The sequence below is a fragment of the Enterobacter sp. BRE11 genome (assembly GCF_031844285.1).
In the GTDB taxonomy this organism is placed as follows: domain Bacteria; phylum Pseudomonadota; class Gammaproteobacteria; order Enterobacterales; family Enterobacteriaceae; genus Pantoea.
The window spans coordinates 94,556-115,434 of sequence record NZ_JAUZUX010000004.1; the positions used below are offsets into that span (position 1 = coordinate 94,556).

The window sequence follows — 20,879 nt, forward strand, 5'->3', positions numbered from 1 at the left end:
TTGCAGAAGAATCTTTTAACAGGACTGTTAACATAAGTGGTCAGGGAAGCGGAGAACAGCCCAGTCGCCTCTTTTCACCGCCAAAACATGGCATTGCCCTGTTTTTCAGGTATCATCGCGCCCTCTCGCTGGCTGGCCGACGTAAACGGCTATGCTGTAACCTGTTCGACCCTATTACCGACTGAGTGACTAAAATGACGCAAACACGCGCGCAGCAGGCGCTGGTTACGCTTTCTGGCATCAGTAAAGCTTTCGACGGCAAGTCGATTATCAGCGACTTCAACCTGACCATCGACCACGGCGAATTTATCACCCTGCTTGGCCCGTCGGGCTGCGGCAAAACCACTATTCTGCGGCTGATCGCCGGGCTGGAAGAGGTCGACAGCGGCCGCGTGATGCTGGATGAGAGCGATATTACCGATACGCCCGCCGAGCATCGCCACGTCAACACCGTCTTTCAAAGCTACGCCCTCTTCCCGCACATGTCGGTGTTTGAAAACGTCGCCTTTGGCCTGCGCATGCAGAAAACGCCCAATGCGGAGATCGCCGCGCGCGTCAGCGAGGCGCTGGCGATGGTGCAGCTGGAGAGCTTCGCCGATCGCCGCCCGCATCAGCTTTCCGGCGGTCAGCAGCAGCGCGTCGCCATCGCGCGCGCGGTGGTGAACCGCCCTAAAGTGCTGCTGCTCGATGAATCGCTTTCGGCGCTCGACTATAAGCTGCGCAAGCAGATGCAGAACGAGCTGAAGGCGCTGCAGCGCAAGCTCGGCATCACCTTTGTGTTCGTGACGCACGACCAGGAAGAGGCGCTCACCATGTCCGACCGCATCGTGGTGATGCGCGACGGTAAAATCGAGCAGGACGGCACGCCGCGCGAAATCTACGAAGAGCCGAAGAATCTGTTTGTGGCGCGCTTTATCGGCGAAATCAACGTGTTTGATGCCGACGTCCTCGACGCCAGCGCCGCGCCGCGCGTGCGCGCCCGCGTCGAAGGCCGCGAGTGCGATATCCACTGCCCCTTCCCGGTCAGCGTGGGCGATCGCCTGCATGTGCTGCTGCGCCCGGAAGATCTGCGCGTCGACGAGGTGCACAGCGACCAGGCGGTAGAAGGCCTGATCGGCTACGTGCGCGAGCGCAACTACAAAGGCATGACGCTGGAGTCCACCGTCGAGCTGGAGAACGGCAAGCTGGTGACGGTCAGCGAATTTTTCAATGAGGACGATCCCGACTTCGATCACTCCCTGAATCAAAAGATGGCGGTGAACTGGGTTCCCAGCTGGGAGGTGGTGCTGCCCTATGAAGCTGATGCGTAACCGTTTCCAGAAAGGCGTCACGGCGCTGATCGTCGGCTGGCTGGCGCTCTTCGTGCTGCTGCCGAACCTGATGATCTTCGTTACCAGCTTTCTGACGCGCGACGACGCGCACTTCGTCCGCATGGCGTTCACCCTCAGCAACTATACGCGGCTGCTCGATCCGCTCTATGGCGACGTGCTGCTGCACTCGCTCAATATGGCGGTTATCGCCACGCTCTGCTGCCTGCTGCTGGGCTATCCCTTCGCCTGGTGCCTGACAAAGCTGCCGGCGCGCCTGCGCCCGCTGATGCTGTTCCTGCTGATCGTGCCCTTCTGGACCAATTCCCTGATCCGCATCTACGGGCTGAAAATCTTTCTCAGCACGCGCGGCTGGCTGAACGACTTTCTGCTGTCGCTCGGCGTTATCGAGACGCCGTTTCGCATCATGTATACGCCGCAGGCGGTAATCCTCGGCCTGATCTACATTCTGTTGCCCTTTATGGTGCTGCCGCTCTACTCCAGCCTGGAGAAGCTGGATCGCGCCTGCCTGGAGGCGGCGCGCGACCTCGGCGCCAGCAAAACGCAGACCTTTTTCCGCATTATTCTGCCGCTGACCATGCCGGGCATCGTCGCGGGCTGTTTGCTGGTGCTGATCCCGGCGATGGGGCTGTTCTACGTGGCGGACCTGATGGGCGGCGCGAAGAATCTGCTGATCGGCAACGTCATCAAGAGCCAGTTCCTCAACATCCGCGACTGGCCATTCGGCGCGGCGACCAGCATCGTGATGACGCTGCTGATGGGGCTGATGCTGCTGTTTTACTGGCGCGCCGCGCGCCTGCTGAATAAAAAGGTGGAGCTGGAATGATCGCACGCCTGCTACGCGGCGGCTTTATGGCCGCGATTTACGCCTGGTTTTATATCCCTGTCGCCATTCTGATCGTTAACTCGTTCAACGCTTCGCGCTTCGGCATCAACTGGCAGGGCTTCAGCACCCAGTGGTACAGCCTGCTGGTGAATAACGACAGCCTGATTCAGGCGGCGCAGCACTCGCTGATGATGGGGGTGCTCTCTGCCAGCTGCGCGACGCTGATCGGCTCGCTCACCGCCGTGGCGCTCTATCGCTATCGCTTTCGCGGCAAGCCCTTCGTCAGCGGCATGCTGTTCGTGGTGATGATGTCGCCCGATATCGTGATGGCGATCTCCCTGCTGGTGCTATTTATGCTGCTCGGCATTTCGCTCGGCTTCTGGTCGCTGCTTTTTTCGCACATCACCTTCTGCCTGCCCTTTGTGGTGATTACCGTCTACTCGCGGCTGAAGGGGTTTGACGTGCGCATGCTGGAGGCGGCCAGGGATTTGGGCGCCAGCGAAACCACGATTTTACGTAAAATTATTCTGCCGCTGGCGATGCCGGCGGTGGCGGCGGGCTGGCTGCTGAGCTTTACCCTGTCAATGGATGACGTGGTGGTCTCCTCGTTCGTCACCGGACCGACCTTTGAGATCCTGCCGCTGAAGATCTATTCGATGGTGAAAGTCGGCGTTTCGCCGGAGGTGAACGCGCTGGCGACGATTTTGCTGCTGCTGTCGCTGCTGTTAGTCGGCATCAGCCAGCTGTTGCTCCGTGATAAAACCAAATAGAGGATTGATGATGAAAAAATGGTCTCACTGGCTGGCGGCTGGGGCGCTGGCGCTGGGCATGCAGGGCGCGCAGGCTGACGACGGCAAGACGCTCTATTTCTACAACTGGACCGAATATGTGCCGCCGGGGCTGCTGGAGCAGTTCACCAAAGAGACCGGCATCAAGGTGATCTACTCCACCTACGAGTCCAACGAGAGCATGTACGCCAAGCTGAAGACCTGGAAAGATGGCGCCTGGGATCTGGTGGTGCCCTCGACCTACTTCGTGGCGAAGATGCGCAACGAAGGCATGCTGCAGAAGATCGACAAGGCGCAGCTCAGCAACTTTAAAAATCTCGACCCAAACCTGCTGAATAAGCCGTTCGATCCGAATAATGACTATTCGATCCCCTATATCTGGGGCGCAACGGCGATCGGCGTCAATACCGACGCGGTGGACGCGAAGTCGGTGCAGAGCTGGGCCGATCTCTGGAAGCCGGAGTATAAGCAGAGCCTGCTGCTGACCGATGACGCGCGCGAAGTGTTCCAGATGGCGCTGCGTAAGCTGGGTCTCTCCGGCAATACCCGCGACCCAAAAGAGATCAACGCCGCCTATGAAGAGCTGAAGAAGCTGATGCCGAACGTGCTTGCCTTTAACTCCGACAATCCCGGCAACCCCTATATGGAAGGGGAAGTGAATCTTGGCATGATCTGGAACGGTTCCGCCTATGTGGCGCGTCAGGCGGGCACGCCGCTGGAGGTCATCTGGCCGAAAGAGGGTGGCATTTTCTGGATGGATAACCTGGCGATTCCGGCTAACGCGAAAAACAAGGCGGGCGCGCTGAAGCTGATTAACTTCCTGCTGCGTCCCGACGTGGCGGCCAAAGTGGCGGAAACCATCGGCTACCCGACGCCGAACCTCGCGGCAAAGGCGCTGCTGCCGAAAGCGGTGGCGAGCGATCCGTCGCTCTACCCGTCAGCCGAGGTGATTAAGCATGGCGAATGGCAGAACGATGTCGGCGACGCCAGCGTGCAGTATGAGACGCTGTTCCAGAAGCTAAAAGCGGGTCGGTAACAAAAAGGCGGCAAAGCCGTCTTTTTGTTGAACCGGTGCCAACGCGGGTAGCCTGGTCCGATCGCAAAGTCGCTCAAGGCATCCCTGCGCGCTCGGCCCGCGACATCCTTGTCGCGGGACGCTTTGCTCTTCGGACCAGGCTACCCGCTTGCTAACATTTGTGCGGCCTGACTAAAAAGCCATTACTTATACAAACTCCGCAAAAAACCATCTACAAACTGCGGCACTTCCTGGCTCGCCAGCCCGTAGTGACGCTCGGCGAACTCGTTGCCCACCTGGCTCGGCTCCAGATTCAGCTCCACGGTATGCGCGCCCTGCAGTTTGGCCTCATGCACAAAGCCCGCCGCCGGATAGACATGTCCCGAGGTGCCGATGGCGACAAAAAGATCCGCCTTCTCCAGCGCATGGTAAATCTCCTCCATGCCGATCGGCATCTCGCCGAACCACACCACGTGCGGACGCAGCGGCGCAGGAAACTGACAGCAGGTGCAGCGATCGTCCGTCGTCAGATCCTTATTCCACTCAATCACCTGACCACTGCTGGTGCAGCGCACCTTCAGCAGCTCGCCGTGCATATGCAGCACGCGACTGTTGCCCGCGCGCTCGTGCAGATTGTCGATATTCTGCGTCACCAGCAAAAAGTTATCGCCCAGCACCTGCTCCAGCTCGGCCAGCGCCTTGTGCGCGGCGTTGGGCTGGATCTCACTGGACTGCAGCGCGCGGCGGCGCGCGTTGTAAAAACGCTGCACCAGCTCAGGGTTGCTGCGATAGCCTTCCGGCGTCGCCACATCCTCTACGCGATGCTCTTCCCACAGGCCGTCGGCGGCGCGAAACGTCTGGATACCCGACTCGGCCGAAATGCCCGCGCCGGTCAGCACCACCACGAACGGCTGCGGATGGGCCGCCAGCTCAACCTGGCGATCGCGCTCGAAAATACGCTGGCGAAAACGCTGGTGCACCTTGCGGCGGGTCTTCTTATAGCGGGCGAGGCGCAAGCGTCGACGCGGTGTGCGCATAAAAACTCCTTATGGGCGACGTCGAACGCCGCCAGAAATCTCAAGTGTAGCGGCCGCGTATGACAGCGCGATGCCGCCGTTTTCGCCGTGCTACTGCCCGCTGAGCACGCGCGCCGGATCGATGCGGCTGGCGCGCCGCGCCGGATACCAGCTCGCCAGCAGGCTCAGCACGATGGCCGTCAGCAGCACGAAGCCGACATCGAGCCAGTGCAGCTCCGAGGGCAGAAAATCGATAAAGTAGATATCGCCCGCCAGCAAATGATGGCCGGTCAGCGATTCCAGCCCGCGCACCAGAGGGGTGAGATTGAGCGCCACCAGCACGCCGATGACCACGCCGCTGACGCTGCCGAGCAGCCCAGCCAGCAGGCCGTACCAGATAAAGATGGCGCGGATCAGGCCATCTTTCGCGCCCAGGGTGCGCAGGACGGCAATATCGCTGCTCTTCTCCTTCACCGCCATCACCAGCGTCGAAACGATATTGAAACAGGCTACGCCAATCACCAGCACCATCGCCAGATACATGATGGCGCGGATCATCTGAATATCGCGGTACATATAGCCGAAAGTGCCAATCCAGCTGCGAATATAGACGTAGCCGTGGGTCGCCTCGCCCGCGTCGCGCACCAGCTTCACCGCCTGAAAGGGATCCTGCATCTTCAGGGCGATACCCGTGACACTGTCACCCATATCGAGGTAGTTTTGCGCGTCCGCCAGCGGCACCAGCGCCAGACTGTGGTCCAGCATGCCGCTCAGCTGCAGAATGCCGCTCACCTGCAGGCGAATGCGTTTCGGCTGTAGCAGCTTCGTGCCGCCATCGTTATTGGGGATCAGGATAGTAATCCAGCTGCCCTGCCTGACGTTCAGCGTGCGGGCGATGCCGCCGCCTAAAATAATCTGCTGCTTGCCGGCGGCGAAGGTTTTCCAGCCGTCGCCTTCAACGAACTGCGGCAGCGCGCTGAGGCGCGGCTCCTGGGCCGGATCGACCCCTTTCACCTGCAGCGCCTGCAGCTTTGCCCCGCTCTCGATCAGCCCGGTAAAGTTCACATAGGGCGCGGCGGCGGCGATGCCGGGCACCTGCTCTACAGGCGCAATTAGCGACTGCCAGTTGCGGAACGGCTGATTCACCGCCTCAATCTCGCCGTGCGGCACCACCGCCAGAATTCGGTTGTTCAGCTCGCGTTCGAAGCCGTTCATGGCGCTCAGGCCAACGATCAGCACCGCCACGCCCAGCGCGATGCCGAGCGTCGAAATAATCGAGATCAGCGACACCATGCCGCCGCCGCGGCGACCGCGGCTGAAGCGCAGCCCTAACAACAGCGATAACGACGAACCCATCAGAGCGCTCCTGCTAAGGTCACCTGCTCGCTAAGCTGACCGTCGCGCATCTCCATCTGGCGCGACAGGCGCTGCGCCAGATGCAGATCGTGCGTCACCACCAGAAAGGCGGTGCCCTGACGGACATTCAGCTCGCCCAGCAGTTCAAAAATGGCGTCGGCGTTGCGCGCATCGAGGTTGCCGGTCGGCTCATCCGCCATCACCAGGCGCGGACGGTTGACCAGCGCGCGGGCGATAGAGACACGCTGACGCTCGCCGCCCGACAGCTCTGACGGACGATGATGCGCGCGCTTCTCCAGCCCCACCGCCGCCAGCATTTCGCGCGCGCGCTGCTGCGCCTCCGCCTTGCTGGCTTTGCCGATCAGCAGCGGCATCGCCACGTTTTCCAGCGCGTTGAAGTCGGGCAGCAGGTGATGGAACTGGTAGATAAAGCCCAGCTCGCGGTTGCGCAGCGACGCTTTCGCAGAAGAGGACATGGCGTTCAGCGACTGGCCGTCAAACACCACGTCGCCGGCGGTCGGCGCGTCCAGGCCGCCCAGCAGATGCAGCAGCGTACTTTTGCCGGAGCCGGAGCTGCCGACAATCGCCACCAGCTCGCCGGGCTGCAGGCTAAAGGTGACGTTGCGCAGCACGTCGGTCTGCACGCTGCCTTCCTGATAGCGTTTGCACAGCTCGCGGCACTGCAACAAAGGGGTGTTACTCATAACGTAAAGCCTCAGCGGGTTGAACGGCGGCGGCGCGCCAGGAGGGATAGAGCGTCGACAGCAGCGCGACGACCATCGCCGTAACGGCGATGGTCACCACCTGCCAGACGTTGATGTCGACAGGCAGCGCCGCGCCATCTAAAAACAGGCCAATAACCGGCATCAGATTATTGAGCTGGCTGGCCAGCAGCACGCCCAGCAGCGTGCCGAGCAGCGCGCCGATAATCCCGGCGCTGGCGCCCTGCACCATAAAGACCGCGACAATCTGCCGGCGCGTCAGCCCCTGGGTTTGCAGGATCGCTACCTCGCCCTGCTTCTCCATGATTAGCAGGCCAAGCGAGGTAATAATATTAAAGGCGGCGACGGCGACGATCAGGCTCAGCAGCAGCCCCATCATGTTCTTCTCCATGCGCACCGCCTGGAAAAGATCGCCTTTGCGCTCGCGCCAGTCTTTCCACACCAGTCCGGCAGGCAGCGCCTGCTGGCTCAGCGCATCCACCGCCAGCGGTTTGTCGAGCCACAGACGCCAGCCGGTGATGTTGCCCGCCGGATAGCGCATCAGGCGCGAGGCGTCCTGCTGGTTAACCAGAATCTGGTAGCCGTCCACTTCGCTGTTGGCGGCGTAGGTGCCCGCCACGGTAAAGAGACGCTGGCTTGGCACGCGGCCCATCGGGGTAAACTGGCTGACCGACGGCACCATCAGGCGCAGCTCGTCGCCGCGCTTAACGCCAAGCTGCGTCGCCAGCTGCTCGCCGAGGATCACGTTGTACTGGCCCGACTGCAGCACGCTTTGCGGCGTGTTGACCAGATAAGGCGTGAGCGGATCTTTCTCGTCGGGCTGAATGCCGAGCATCACGCCAACCGAGACGTTATGCGCGCTCTGCAATACCACGTCGGCAGTGGTGAGCGGCGCCATGCGGCTGACGCCCGCCAGCTTGAGGCTTTCAGCGGGCTGCTGCTGCGGGTTGATGCTGCCCTTCTCGCTGGTCACCAGCGCCTGCGGCATCAGGCCGAGAATATTCCCCTCCAGCTCGCGTTCAAAGCCGTTCATCACCGACAGCACGGTGACCAGGGCCAGCACGCCGAGCGTGATGCCGATAGTGGAGAGCCAGGAAACGAAGCGACCAAAGCGATCCGATGCTCGCCCGCGCATATAGCGCAGGCCGATAAATAGCGCGACAGGTTGATACATGTATTCCGTCTTGGCAGTTGCCTGAAAGTAGACCAGTGATGATAAAGGAGGCGTTCGGTTTATGAAACCTCTAACCCGCTGAGTACGCGGCAAAGTGTGGCCGATTTTCGTCAAAAAGAAATCCCGCCAGACTCGTCTGTACGTTTAATCACCTGCCGTGCGGTTAGGCTACACTTTAAGGTAGAGTCAGCAACCTGCTCCTGAGGCGCTGGAGGAAACACCATGTTCAAATATCCCAAAGGCAGCATTGTGAAACATAAGTCGGGAGAGATAAAAGGCGAGATTGTTAACGTTTTTGAACAGGGAGACGCGCCCACCGGCTACTACGTCAAGTGGGACGACGGCAACCACAGCTACCATCTGGAAATGGAGTTGAGCTGGGCGAACGTCGATCGTCCGCGCATGCATTATACCCAACCATCCGCTAAATAACTCGGCCACCGCGCAAAGGAAAAACCGCCGCAGCAGGTGATCGCCAGGGCGTAATGTGGAATCATGACGCCCTGGAAAAAATGGAGAGAACCACAAGATCCCATGTCCGAACAGATCCGCTATGCCCTGCCCGTAAAATCCGGCGATCGCCGCCAGCTCGGTCAGCTGATCGGCGCCGCGCACGCGGTAGAGTGCGCCAGCATAACCGAGCGCCACGCCGGTCCGGTGCTGATGATCACTCCCGATATGCAAACCGCGCTGCGCCTGCTGGATGAAATCCGCCAGTTCACCGATCTTCCCGTCAGCCATCTCGCCGACTGGGAAACGTTGCCCTACGACAGCTTCTCGCCGCATCAGGACATTATTTCGGCGCGCCTGTCGACGCTCTACCAGCTGCCCACCATGACGCGCGGCATGCTGATTATGCCGGTAAATACCCTGATGCAGCGCGTCTGTCCGCATCCTTTTTTACACGGCCACGCGCTGGTGATGAAGCAGGGGCAGAAGCTGTCGCGCGATCGCCTGCGCGATCAGCTGGAGCAGGCGGGCTATCGTCACGTCGACCAGGTAATGGAGCATGGCGAATATGCCACGCGCGGCGCGCTGCTCGATCTCTTTCCGATGGGCAGCGATCAGCCCTACCGCATCGACTTTTTCGACGACGAGATCGACAGCCTGCGCCTGTTCGACGTCGACAGCCAGCGCACGCTGGAAGCGGTGCCGGCGATTAACCTGCTGCCAGCCCATGAGTTCCCGACCGACAAAGCGGCAATTGAGCTGTTCCGCACCCGCTGGCGCGAGCTGTTCGACGTGCGCCGCGAGCCGGAGCATATTTATCAGCAGGTGAGCAAAGGCACCCTGCCTGCCGGCATCGAATACTGGCAGCCGCTCTTCTTCGAGCAAGAGCTGCCGACCCTGTTCAGCTACCTGCCCGACAATACGCTGGTGGTGAACTGCGGCGATCTTAACGGCAGCGCGGAGCGCTTCTGGCAGGACGTGGAGGCGCGCTATGAAAATCGCCGCGTCGATCCCATGCGTCCGCTGCTGACGCCGACCTCGCTCTGGCTGCGGCCAGATGCGCTGCTGGGTGAGCTGAACCGCTGGCCGCGCGTGCAGATGACCAATGAGGCGCTGCCGGAAAAAGCGGGTAATACCAATCTCGGCTACCAGCCGCTGCCCGATATCGCTGTGCAGGCGCAGGCTAAGGCGCCGCTCGATCCGCTGCGCCAGTTCCTCGATGGCTTTAGCGGTCAGGTCACCTTCTCGGTCGAGAGCGAAGGCCGTCGCGAAAGCCTGCAGGAGCTGCTGGCGCGCATTAAGCTGCGTCCGCAGACGGTGCGACATCTCGATGACGCCAGCAGCGAGTGCTATACCCTGATGATCGGCGCCAGCGAGCGCGGCTTTGTCGATACGCAGCGCGACCGTGCCCTGATCTGCGAAAGCGATCTGCTGGGCGAACGCGTCAGCCGACGCCGCCAGGATACGCGCCGCACCATCAACCCCGATATTCTGATTCGTAACCTGGCCGAGCTGACGCCCGGTCAGCCCGTGGTGCATCTGGAGCACGGCGTCGGACGCTACATCGGCCTGACAACGCTGGAGGCGGGCGGCATCATGGCGGAGTATCTGATGCTCTCCTACGCCAACGACGCCAAGCTCTATGTCCCGGTCTCCTCGCTGCACCTCATCAGCCGCTATGCCGGCGGCGCGGATGAAAACGCCCCGCTGCACAAGCTGGGCAGCGACGCCTGGACGCGCGCGCGGCAGAAAGCGGCGGAGAAAGTGCGCGACGTCGCCGCCGAGCTGCTGGATATCTACGCCCAGCGCGCGGCGAAAGCGGGCTACGCCTTTAAGCACGACCGCGAGCAGTATCAGCTTTTCTGCGAGAGCTTCCCGTTTGACACCACACCGGATCAGGCGCAGGCGATCAACGCGGTGCTGAGTGACATGTGCCAGCCGCTGGCGATGGACCGTCTGGTGTGCGGCGATGTCGGCTTCGGCAAAACCGAAGTGGCGATGCGCGCCGCTTTCCTCGCGGTAGAAAACCATAAACAGGTGGCGGTGCTGGTGCCGACCACGCTGCTGGCGCAGCAGCACTACGACAACTTCCGCGACCGCTTCGCCAACTGGCCGGTGCGCATTGAGATGCTGTCGCGCTTCCGCAGCGCTAAAGAGCAGACGCAGGTGCTGCAGGCGGCGAGCGAAGGCAAAATCGATATCCTGATCGGCACCCACAAGCTGCTGATGAGCGACCTGAAGTGGCACGACTTAGGGCTGCTGATTGTCGATGAAGAGCATCGCTTTGGCGTGCGCCACAAAGAGCGCATCAAGGCGATGCGCGCCGATGTCGATATTCTGACGCTTACCGCAACGCCGATTCCGCGCACTCTGAATATGGCGATGAGCGGCATGCGCGACCTGTCGATTATCGCCACGCCGCCCGCGCGCCGCCTGGCGGTGAAGACCTTCGTGCGCGAATACGACGCGCTGGTGGTGCGTGAGGCGATCCTGCGCGAAGTGCTGCGCGGCGGTCAGGTTTACTACCTCTACAACGACGTCGAGAATATCGAAAAGGCGGCGCAGCGGCTGACGGAGCTGGTGCCGGAGGCGCGTATTGCCATCGGCCACGGCCAGATGCGCGAGCGCGACCTTGAGCGGGTAATGAACGATTTCCATCATCAGCGTTTCAACGTGCTGGTCTGCACCACCATTATTGAGACCGGCATCGATATCCCGACCGCCAACACCATTATTATCGAGCGCGCCGATCACTTCGGGCTGGCGCAGCTGCATCAGCTGCGCGGCCGCGTCGGTCGGTCGCACCATCAGGCTTACGCCTGGCTGCTGACGCCGCACCCTAAAGCGATGACCCCCGACGCGCAGAAGCGTCTGGAGGCGATCGCCTCGCTGGAGGATCTGGGGGCGGGCTTTGCGCTGGCGACGCACGACCTGGAGATCCGCGGCGCGGGCGAGCTGCTGGGCGAGGAGCAGAGCGGCCAGATGGAGACGCTGGGCTTCTCGCTCTATATGGAGCTGCTGGAGAACGCGGTAGAGTCGCTGAAGGCGGGGCGCGAGCCGTCGCTGGAGGATCTCACCAGCAATCAGACTGAAATCGAGCTGCGCATGCCTGCCCTGCTGCCGGAGGAGTTTATCCCCGACGTCAATACCCGACTGTCGCTCTACAAGCGCATCGCCAGCGCCGACAGCGAAGAGGAGCTGCAGGAGCTGAAGGTGGAGATGATTGACCGCTTCGGCGTGCTGCCGGACGCGGCGCGCAATCTGCTGGATATCGCCGCGCTGCGGCTGGTGGCGCGCAGTCTCGGCATTCGCAAAATTGAGGTGAGCGACAAAGGCGGCTTCTTCGACTTTGCGCCGCAGAACAGCGTCGACCCTGGCTGGCTGATTAGCCTGCTGCAGAAAGATCCGCAGCAGTGGAAGCTCGATGGCCCGACCCGACTGCGCTTTACGCGCGATCTGGCCGAGCGCAAGCTGCGCATGGAGTGGGTGCAGAACTTTATGGCGCAGCTGCGCGAAAACCGCATTTAGCGATGCGCAATGTCTCCCGCCAGCGGGAGACGTTACTTCCCTTACTTCAGCGCCATCGCATCGCGCAGCGTAAAGAAGAGATCGGTCTGGTCGGTCAGCCCCACTACGTTAGCCGCCCAGGGGCCGTAGGCCGCGACGCGCAGCTGCGTGCCGGTATGGCCCTGCGAATCGGTATCGGAGTTGCCGTAGCTGAGGGTCATCACCGCGCCGTCTTTGGTGTTCAGCGCCTGCGTCAGGCCGGGCGCCTTCGTCCCGTTAGCGATGATCTGGCTGCTGTGCGCATGATCCGCCGTCACCACCACCAGCGTATTGCCCTCTGCGCGCGCAAACGCGAGCGCCTGCTGCACCGCCTCGTCGAGATCCACGGTTTCACCGATCTGCCCGCACGGGTTCGCCGCATGATCCTGTTTATCTATGGACGCGCCTTCGACCTGCAGGAAGAAGCCGTTCGGATTGGTTTTCAGCAGATCGATCGCTTTGGCGGTCATCTGCGACAGCGTCGGGGTGGCGACCGGGCGATCTTTGTTCACCTCGCAGGTCACTGCTGCTTGCTCGATGTTGCCATAATGACTCGCCTTCGGCCCTTTCCAGCGCACCGGCATATTGCCGTCGGCAAACAAACCGAGCAGCGGTTTGTCTTTGTCGGCCGCGGTAACGGCGTTGAGCCCCTGCCAGTCGCTCACCAGCTGGTATCCCAGCGCCTGCGCCTGTTCACGCAGCGTTTTGCCCTGGTAGTCGCCCGCTTTAGCCACCTCGTTAAAGGATTTCGCGCCGCCGCCCAACACGACGTCGGCGCGGGTTTTCAGTATCTGCTCGCTGATTGAGCCTTTACCGCCCTGCTCCAGCGCGTTGCTGGCGCACAGCTCGCTGGTTTCCTCCGGGCCGTAGCATTTGCGGCTGGTGACATGCGCCATCAGCGCAGCGGGCGTGGCGTCCTGCAGCTCGGCGGTGGAGACGTTGCCGGTCGCTTTGCCTGCCGCTTTGGCGATCTCCAGCAGGGTTTGCTGATCCTTGCCGTTGACGTCAACGCCGATGGCACCGTTATAGCTCTTGGTGCCGGTGGCCCACGCGGTGGCGGAGGCGGCGGAATCGGTCACGTAATCCGGCTTATGGGTTTTCTTATCAAGAGAATAGTGCGTGTACTGGCCGGTAAGCGGCAGCGCGTCCAGTCCTTTAAAGAAGCCGCCTGCGCCCTCGGCCAGGTTACGCGCGGCGGTAATTTCCGAATCGCCCATGCCGTCGCCAATCAGCAGAATAACGTTTTTCGCCGTAGTATTGCGCAGCGACGCTTTCAGCGCCTCGGTCTGATCGCCCGTCAGGCGACGCGCGCCGCCGTGCTCGGTAATGTCGCCGGTGGCGGCGCGCGTGTAGCCTGCGTCTGCAGGCGCGCTGGTGGTTTCAGCGTGCGCTGAGAGGCTAACCAGTGAGGCAAGAAGCGATAAAGTAAAGAGGCGCATCGGTTTCATCTTGTGTTCCCTTATAAGAAAAATTTACCAGAAGTTTCAGGGGGTAAGTCTGTGATGCTTTGGTGACATTTTTGTGGCTGAGAGATTTCTTTTTGATGACAATATGACCGGAACGCGCAGGGATAAATCGATTCGAACAGAGCTTAAGCGGATAGAAGAGAAGAGAAAAATAGTGCTTGACCCTTTTGGGCCGACTCCCTATAGTAGCGCCCCGTTGACCCAGCAAGGTCAGCGGAAAAAATGTGGTGAGGTGTCCGAGTGGCTGAAGGAGCACGCCTGGAAAGTGTGTATACGGCAACGTATCGGGGGTTCGAATCCCCCTCTCACCGCCACTAATTCAAGAGAAAGCCTGAACTAATGTTCAGGCTTTTTTTTTACATATTCTTCGATGAGAGGGGTATGAGAACCCCCGCCGGGGTTCGACAACGGGTGCAGCCCGTTGGACAGCGGAGCCTGCGACGCTGCCCGCAGGGCGAGCGCAGCGAGTCAATCCCCCTCTCACCGCCACAAATTGCAGAGAAAAGCCTGAGCGAAAGTTCAGGCTTTTTTCGTTTATATTCCTCGATAAGAGGGGTATGAGAACCCCCGCCGGGGTTCGACAACGCACATTTTAAATTCCCGCAACAACATCCACACCGTCTTAAAATCAATAACCTGCAAACGCGCGATATCTCCTACAACCGGGACACATCCATGCTCAAACGGGCCGTAACGCATACCCGTAACAGGTTTACTGACGCAGCTTTTTCGCCCATATTAAATGCCGGTTAACTGGCCGCAACTTGCTGGACAAGGGGTCACCATCAGCCCAGCGGTCAGTTAACTCTCCTCCAGAAAGCCTTTGTTATCATCCATAAAAAAACCCGGCTTGCGCCGGGTTTTGCTTGCTACACAGACGACTCAAATCCATCAACCATACGCATGCAGCGTGCGCTGACAGAGTGCCGAGCGCACGCAGTCATCTTTGCCGAAACGTACAATGCCGACCATCTCGTCCTCTTCGAATCGCGCCAGCGCGTCCGCAAGACCGGAAGGCACCCCAGCGGGCAAGTCGCACTGGGTAATATCGCCGTTAACAATCACCGTGACGTTTTCGCCAAGGCGTGTCAGGAACATTTTCATCTGGGCTGCGGTCACGTTTTGTGCCTCATCGAGGATCACCACCGCGTTTTCAAAGGTACGACCGCGCATATAGGCGAAAGGCGCGATTTCCACCTTGCCGATTTCGGGTCGCAGACAGTACTGCATAAAGGAAGCGCCAAGACGTTTAACCAGAACGTCATAGACCGGCCGGAAGTATGGCGCGAATTTTTCTGAGATATCCCCTGGCAGGAATCCCAGATCTTCATCGGCCTGGAGTACCGGACGCGTGACGATAATCCTGTCGATATCCTTATGTATCAGGGCCTCTGCCGCTTTCGCGGCGCTGATCCAGGTTTTACCGCATCCCGCTTCGCCGGTTGCAAAGATCAGCTGCTTCGATTCTATGGCCTGGAGATAGTGCGCCTGAGCATCGTTTCTGGCGGCAACTGGCGAACGATCGCGCACGTCGCGCGCCATGCCGATGGCATCCAGCCCACTCATCTGCACCAGCGAAGTGACCGATTCTTCTTCGCGCTGACGATGACTACGAGAGTCACTACGAAGCACCCTTCTGGCTTCACGACGCGCTTTGATCACTGCTTTCTGTCTTCCCATAGTCGCACCTTACAGTTGGTTTCATTTCCCGCGTTGGGCCGCTGCCCGCCACGATTAACTGAACGCTTTAGAGGTTTGATTGGCTTCCTTTCGAGCCATGACGTACCGTTGATAAAGATGTGTCGCCGCACCGAAGCGCAGAGGCACACCGGTAAAACCGAAGATCGAGAAACAATTTGATAAAGAAGAAGAGGCTGTCGAAGGCGCGCATGCCCTCGCTGAGGAGTGTGGAACCTGAGGTAAAGCTGTCTGTCCTGTAAAGGACCTTCCCATGCGCGACTCCAGTCTGCGAACCAACACGCTTATCCATTAAACTGCACTAATTTTAACAGAGTTGGCAACATTAATTTTACGACTATGCCCATAATTCAGAAATAACAGTAGCTGGCAGGCAGGCAGGCAAAACCAGCATTTCTTATGGCAATCAAGGGATTAGATTTTCAGGCGGGAAACAACTATTTTGCACGGCGCGCAGAAACCGCGCCGCCGATGCGGCGGCGCAGGGTGTCGTCAGGCTTCCAGCAGCGGCTGCGCCAGATAGTGCTCAGGGTCGGGAACGCCCGGTAAAACAAAGAAGTAGCCGCCGCCGACGGGACGCACATACTCCTCCAGCGCTTCGCCATTCAGCCGCTTCTGTACGGTGATAAAGCCTTTTTCCAGGTCGTGCTGATAGCAGACGAACAGCAGCCCCATATCGAGCTGCCCCGATGCGGTGGTGCCCGCCGAATAGCTGTAGCCGCGGCGCAGCATCAGGCTGCTCTCTGTCTCGGGCGTGCGCGGGTTGGCGAGGCGGATATGGGCGTCGAGCGCGATAACCTCGCCATCGGGATCTTTCGTATAATCCGGCACGTCACGCTCGTGCTGCATGCCCAGCGGCGCACCGCTCAGCTTGTCGCGGCCGAAAATTGCCTGCTGTTCGCCGAGCGGCGTGCGGTCCCACATCTCTACGCGGAAGCGGATAATCCGCGCCGCCTGATAGCAGCCTCGGCGCGTCCACGCTGGCTCATCCTGATCGGCCGTTACCCACAGCAGCTTATCCATCAGCGGCTTATTCTGCGTGTCGGGATTGGCCGTGCCATCCTTGAAGCCCAGCAGGTTAATGGGCGTCTCTTTCCCCTGGCTGCGCGCGGCGTGATCGGCGATAAAGCCTTCGCGCCGCCAGCGCACGCCCAGCAGATCGGGCGTATATTTCACGATATCGCGCAGCGCGTGGATGACCGTGTCCTGGGTGTTAGCGCAGATCTGCAGCAGCAGATCGCCATGGCACTGGGCAGCATCCAGCGAATCGTTGGGAAAGCGCGTCATGCTTTGCAGCTTCTTCGGTTTCAGCGCCTGCAGGCCGAAACGCGTATCGAACAGCGACGCGCCTACCGACACCGTGATCGTCAGGTTGTCCGGCGCGATCTCAGCGCCTAGAATGCCTGAATCCATTGGCGGCAGCTTAGGGTTAGTCACCGCCGGCGCCGGGCCCCCGCGGGTCAGAAAAGCGATACGGGCGGTAAGCAGCTGAAACAGGCGCACCAGATCGGCCTTATCGCTGGCCAGCACGTCAAAGGCCACCAGCATCATCGACGCCTGCTGCGGCGTGAGAATACCTGCCTGATGCTCACCGTAGAAGGGTTGCACCTGGCGTCGCGCGTCAGGTGCAACCGTACCGGGAGAGAAGCTGTCAGCCGCCGCGTGGAACGGGCAGCCGCCGCTCACAGCGGCCGCGCCGCCCAGCAGTCCCAGCCCTTTTAACAGGCGCCGCCTTGCAGGCTGCGCCTCATCCTGTTGACGACTCATATCAATCGAGACCTAAAGTACCGCGCAGTAAAGAGAGATCCTCCGCCAATGCGGTAACCGGCCCTTTCAGGGCATTGCGATCCGCACTGGTGAGTTTCTCGTAGGAGGCGAAGCCCTCTCCCTCGCGATACTTGCCGAGAATGGCATCGACTTTTTTGAAGTTGCCGTCGACTTTCGCCAGCAGCTGCGGATTCGCCTGCTGCAGTTGCGGACGCAGCAGATCGACAATCTTTTGTGCGCCGTCGATATTCGCCTGGAAATCCCACAGGTCGGTGCGGCTGTAGCGATCCTCTTCGCCGGAGATTTTGCTGGAGGCGATCTCTTCGATCAGGCCCGCCGCGCCGCCGACTACTTTCACCGGCGGGAACGCCAGCTCGCTGATGCGGGTCTGCAAATCCTGCACGTCGCGGTTGAGCTGGGTGGCGTAGCCCTCCATGCCTTTGGTGCTGTTATCGCTGAACAGCGCTTTCTCCAGGCGGTGGAAACCGGTGAACTTCGGATCTTCCGCTTTCTTTTCGTAATCGTCTTCGCGCGCGTCGATGCTGCCGTCAAGATCGGAGAAGAGCTCGGCGATAGGCTCGATACGCTCGTAGTGCTGACGGGCCGGCGCATAGAGCGCTCGCGCTTTCTCGATATCGCCCGCTTTCACTGCATGGGTAAAGGCTTCGGTGCTTGACGCCAGCTGCGCCACTTCCTGCGTGACCCAGGCTTTATAGGCGGTGATGGGACCGGCCAGCGCCAGCACGTCAGATTTGCCCGCTTTTGCGGCTGGCGACGCCTCGCCCTGCACGGTCAGTTTGCCTTTTGGATTACTCAGCAGGCCGCAGGTCATCTCATACTCGCCCGGCTCAAGGTTGGCGGTGAGCTTCTGGCTAAAACCCGGCGCGATATTTTCGCGCTCCTCCACTACCAGCACGCCTTTCAAAATCTCCCACTCCAGCGCTTTCTGGCTGTTGTTCTTGATCAGAAACTGGGTTTTGCCTGGCTTGACCGTGAGCTGCATCGGCTCGCACTGGGTATCCGTCACGCTGACGGCGACCTGCGGAATATCGGCGGCCGCAGCGGTTCCCGTCAGCGCCAGCAGCGAAGCCAGCAGGGTTTTGCGGCGAAAGCGAATTATCATAGAGTTATCCCTGTTTAGTCGAGAGTTGGCGCGCCGGACGCGCCGGCAGTAAAAACAGCAGCAGCGCCGGAATAAGATAGAGAAAATAGGCCGCCACTTCGCTGACGCTCGGCGTCTCCTGATAGCCCAGCACGCCCTCAAGCAGCGTGCCCGCCAGCGAATGGGTGGAGAGCACGTTGCTCAGGTCGAAAGCGACAGTCTGAAAATGGTTCCACAGGCCCGCCTCATGGAAGGCGCGCACAGCGCCCGCCGCCAGCCCGGCGGCGACGAACAGAATAAACAGGCTGCTCCAGCGGAAGAAGTGCGCCATATTCAGGCGCACGCCGCCCCAGTAGAGCAGCATACCGAGCACCACCGCCGTCGCCAGCCCGAGAACGGCGCCCACCGGCGGCGCGTAGCCGACATCCTGGGTAAAGGCCGCCAGCAGAAAGAACACCGACTCCAGCCCTTCGCGCGCAACGGCGAGAAACACCATCAGCACCAGCGCCAGTCCGCCGCGCCCGCTCTGATTCAGCGCCTGATCGACCGCCTGCTCGAGCTGCGCGCGCATATTGCGCGCCACTTTGCGCATCCAGAACACCATTGAGGTCAGGATCGCCACCGCGACCACGGCCACGATGCCCTCGAACAACTCCTGCTGTTTCTGCGGGAATTCGCCGGTGGTCTGGTTGATGATAATGCCGAGCGCCAGGCAGAGCGCCGCCGCGATAACTACGCCCGCCCACAGCGCGGGAAACCAGCGCGAACGGCCGGTACGCTTCAGATAGCTGGCAATCAGGCTGACGATCAGCGCCGCTTCCAGGCCCTCGCGCAGCATGATAAGAAAGGGAACAAACATCGCCGACCTCTTGAATGTTAAGCAGCGTCAATCGCAGGTAAAGTTAGGTAAAATGCGAACGATACCGATTATCATTATCGCGGAGGAAAAAACAAGTAATGCAGCGAAATTATTTCTGGACGGAAGACACAAAAAAGCCCGCTCCCATACGGAAAGCGGGCTTGTATGTTGTAATGAATTATTTGGTCAGGTATTCCGCCTCGGCCGCGTCGAAGCGCTGCTGCGCAGCGGCGGACGGCTCGCGGCCCAGCAGGCTAAAGAGCACGATGGCGATGCTGGAGAAGGCGAAGCCCGGAATGATTTCATACAGGCCCAGCCAGCCGAACTGCTTCCAGATCAGCACCGTCGCCGCGCCGATAACCATGCCCGCCAGCGCGCCGTTGCGCGTCATGCGCTTCCAGCAGACGCCGAACAGCACCACCGGACCAAAGGCGGCGCCGAAACCGGCCCAGGCGTAGCTTACCAGTCCGAGCACGCGGTTATCCGGGTTCAAAGCGAGTGCAATGGCGATCAGCGCCACCAGCAGCACCATGGCGCGGCCAAACCACACCAGCTCTTTCTGGCTGGCGTTTTTGCGCAGGAAGCCTTTATAGAGATCTTCGGTCAGCGCGCTGGAGCAGACCAGCAGCTGACAGCTGAGGGTCGACATTACCGCCGCCAGGATGGCCGAGAGCAGAACGCCGGCGATCCACGGGTTGAACAGAATGCGCGCCAGCTCGATAAAGACGCGCTCGCCGTTGCCGCTGACGTTCGCCGCCTGCTCCGGGTGATTCTGGAAGTAGGCGATGCCAAAGAAGCCGACTGCCACCGCGCCCGCCAGGCAGAGCACCATCCAGGCCATGCCGATGCGGCGCGCGGTGCGGATCGAGCGATGCGAATCCGCCGCCATAAAGCGCGCCAGGATGTGCGGCTGGCCAAAGTAGCCCAGTCCCCAGCCCAGCAGCGAAATCACCGCGACGAAATCGAGCCCCTTCAGCATATTGAGGTTTTCAATGCTTTTCGCCTCGATCACCGCCAGCGAGTCGTCCAGTCCGCCAACGGCGACAATCACGATAATCGGCGTCAGGATCAGCGCAAAAATCATCAGGCTCGCCTGCACGGTATCAGTCCAGCTCACCGCCAGGAACCCACCCACCAGGGTATAAAGAATGGTCGCCGCCGCGCCGGCCCACAGTGCGGTTTCATAGCTCATGCCGAAGGTGCTTTCAAACAGGCGCGCGCCCGCCACCACGCCCGAGGCGCAATAGATGGTGAAGAAGATCAGGATCACCAGCGCAGAGATGACGCGCAGGATTTTACTTTTATCTTCGAAGCGGCTGGTAAAAAAATCGGGCAATGTCAGGGCGTTGTCATGGTGCTCAGTCTGCACGCGCAGCCGCCCCGCGACGATCTTCCAGTTCAACCAGGCGCCGATCGTCAGGCCGATGGCGATCCAGCTTTCTGAAATGCCAGAGAGAAAAATTGCGCCCGGCAGCCCCATCAGCAGCCAGCCGCTCATATCAGACGCGCCCGCCGACAGCGCGGTGACCACGCTGCCCAGGCTGCGGCCCCCCAGAATGTAATCGTCGAAGTTTTTAGTAGAACGGTAGGCCACGAACCCTATCAGCACCATCCCAAGGATATAAATAACAAAAGTCACCAGCATCGGTGTGCTTACACTCATTCGTCTCTCCACTTTATAGTTGATTTCCCGAGAGAAACCGCACGCTGTGGCCTCGTCGGAACGGGGCAAAGCCACAGGTTTTGTCCAGCTACAGGCGCCTGCT

16 protein-coding genes and 1 tRNA gene are annotated in these 20,879 nt (G+C 60.4%); 7 read left to right on the plus strand and 10 right to left on the minus strand.

The genetic code is table 11. The features are described from left to right. Positions 1-194: 194 nt before the first annotated feature. The 4 genes from potA to potD are packed head-to-tail and all read left to right on the plus strand — an operon-like array spanning position 195 to position 3,978. Positions 195-1,310: a spermidine/putrescine ABC transporter ATP-binding protein PotA gene (potA, locus tag Q9R34_RS05635; protein WP_434125324.1), complete on the plus strand. Its 1,116-nt coding sequence runs from the start codon at positions 195-197 to the stop codon at positions 1,308-1,310. Next, positions 1,294-2,154, plus strand: coding sequence for a spermidine/putrescine ABC transporter permease PotB (gene potB / locus Q9R34_RS05640; RefSeq protein ID WP_434125323.1), 861 nt, complete (start codon positions 1,294-1,296; stop codon positions 2,152-2,154). The genes potA and potB overlap by 17 nt, the downstream gene beginning before the upstream one ends. Next, entirely contained in the window at positions 2,151-2,924 is a 774-nt protein-coding gene (gene potC, locus Q9R34_RS05645; RefSeq protein WP_485892723.1) for a spermidine/putrescine ABC transporter permease PotC, read from the plus strand. The genes potB and potC overlap by 4 nt, the downstream gene beginning before the upstream one ends. Before the next feature lie 10 nt (positions 2,925-2,934). After that, a complete protein-coding gene (potD, locus tag Q9R34_RS05650) occupies positions 2,935-3,978 on the plus strand; it encodes a spermidine/putrescine ABC transporter substrate-binding protein PotD (protein WP_485892724.1) in 1,044 nt (347 codons plus the stop codon). Between the two features lie 182 nt (positions 3,979-4,160). Here the strand turns inward: potD and cobB are convergent, their stop codons facing one another. The 4 genes from cobB to lolC all read right to left on the minus strand — a co-directional run bounded on the left by cobB (position 4,161) and on the right by lolC (position 8,225). Next, positions 4,161-4,994, minus strand: a complete 834-nt coding sequence (cobB, locus tag Q9R34_RS05655; RefSeq protein WP_485892725.1) for a Sir2 family NAD+-dependent deacetylase — start codon at positions 4,992-4,994, stop codon at positions 4,161-4,163. 90 nt (positions 4,995-5,084) lie between these two features. Further along, the gene (lolE, locus tag Q9R34_RS05660) at positions 5,085-6,329 is read right to left on the minus strand and encodes a lipoprotein-releasing ABC transporter permease subunit LolE (protein WP_485892726.1); all 1,245 of its coding nucleotides are present in this window, start codon (positions 6,327-6,329) and stop codon (positions 5,085-5,087) included. Further along, entirely contained in the window at positions 6,329-7,033 is a 705-nt protein-coding gene (gene lolD, locus Q9R34_RS05665) for a lipoprotein-releasing ABC transporter ATP-binding protein LolD (protein WP_485892727.1), read from the minus strand. The genes lolE and lolD overlap by 1 nt, the downstream gene beginning before the upstream one ends. Then, positions 7,026-8,225 (minus strand): lipoprotein-releasing ABC transporter permease subunit LolC, encoded by a 1,200-nt coding sequence (lolC, locus tag Q9R34_RS05670; RefSeq protein WP_434125313.1) that lies wholly within the window; start codon positions 8,223-8,225, stop codon positions 7,026-7,028. The genes lolD and lolC overlap by 8 nt, the downstream gene beginning before the upstream one ends. Before the next feature lie 222 nt (positions 8,226-8,447). Here lolC and Q9R34_RS05675 point away from each other — a divergent pair, with 222 nt between their 5' ends. Further along, positions 8,448-8,657, plus strand: coding sequence for a hypothetical protein (locus Q9R34_RS05675; RefSeq protein ID WP_033747909.1), 210 nt, complete (start codon positions 8,448-8,450; stop codon positions 8,655-8,657). A gap of 102 nt (positions 8,658-8,759) precedes the next feature. Next, on the plus strand, positions 8,760-12,203 hold the full coding sequence (gene mfd, locus Q9R34_RS05680) for a transcription-repair coupling factor (RefSeq protein WP_485892729.1): 3,444 nt from the start codon (positions 8,760-8,762) through the stop codon (positions 12,201-12,203). A 41-nt stretch (positions 12,204-12,244) separates the two neighbouring features. Here the strand turns inward: mfd and phoA are convergent, their stop codons facing one another. After that, positions 12,245-13,669, minus strand: a complete 1,425-nt coding sequence (gene phoA / locus Q9R34_RS05685) for an alkaline phosphatase (RefSeq protein ID WP_485892730.1) — start codon at positions 13,667-13,669, stop codon at positions 12,245-12,247. Between the two features lie 244 nt (positions 13,670-13,913). Here phoA and Q9R34_RS05690 point away from each other — a divergent pair. Next, positions 13,914-14,001: transfer RNA gene (locus Q9R34_RS05690), tRNA-Ser, on the plus strand. Between the two features lie 577 nt (positions 14,002-14,578). On the opposite strand, the gene phoH is transcribed toward Q9R34_RS05690, so the two are convergent. From phoH to putP, 5 genes are all read right to left on the minus strand, one after another. Further along, positions 14,579-15,367, minus strand: a complete 789-nt coding sequence (gene phoH / locus Q9R34_RS05695) for a phosphate starvation-inducible protein PhoH (RefSeq protein WP_434124678.1) — start codon at positions 15,365-15,367, stop codon at positions 14,579-14,581. 510 nt (positions 15,368-15,877) lie between these two features. Continuing rightward, positions 15,878-17,152, minus strand: a complete 1,275-nt coding sequence (gene efeB, locus Q9R34_RS05700; protein WP_485892731.1) for an iron uptake transporter deferrochelatase/peroxidase subunit — start codon at positions 17,150-17,152, stop codon at positions 15,878-15,880. 1 nt (position 17,153) lies between these two features. Further along, a complete protein-coding gene (efeO, locus tag Q9R34_RS05705) occupies positions 17,154-18,275 on the minus strand; it encodes an iron uptake system protein EfeO (protein WP_485892732.1) in 1,122 nt (373 codons plus the stop codon). A gap of 4 nt (positions 18,276-18,279) precedes the next feature. Further along, entirely contained in the window at positions 18,280-19,113 is an 834-nt protein-coding gene (gene efeU, locus Q9R34_RS05710) for an iron uptake transporter permease EfeU (RefSeq protein WP_485892733.1), read from the minus strand. A gap of 178 nt (positions 19,114-19,291) precedes the next feature. Continuing rightward, the gene (putP, locus tag Q9R34_RS05715; protein WP_485892735.1) at positions 19,292-20,776 is read right to left on the minus strand and encodes a sodium/proline symporter PutP; all 1,485 of its coding nucleotides are present in this window, start codon (positions 20,774-20,776) and stop codon (positions 19,292-19,294) included. Between the last annotated feature and the right edge of the window lie 103 nt (positions 20,777-20,879).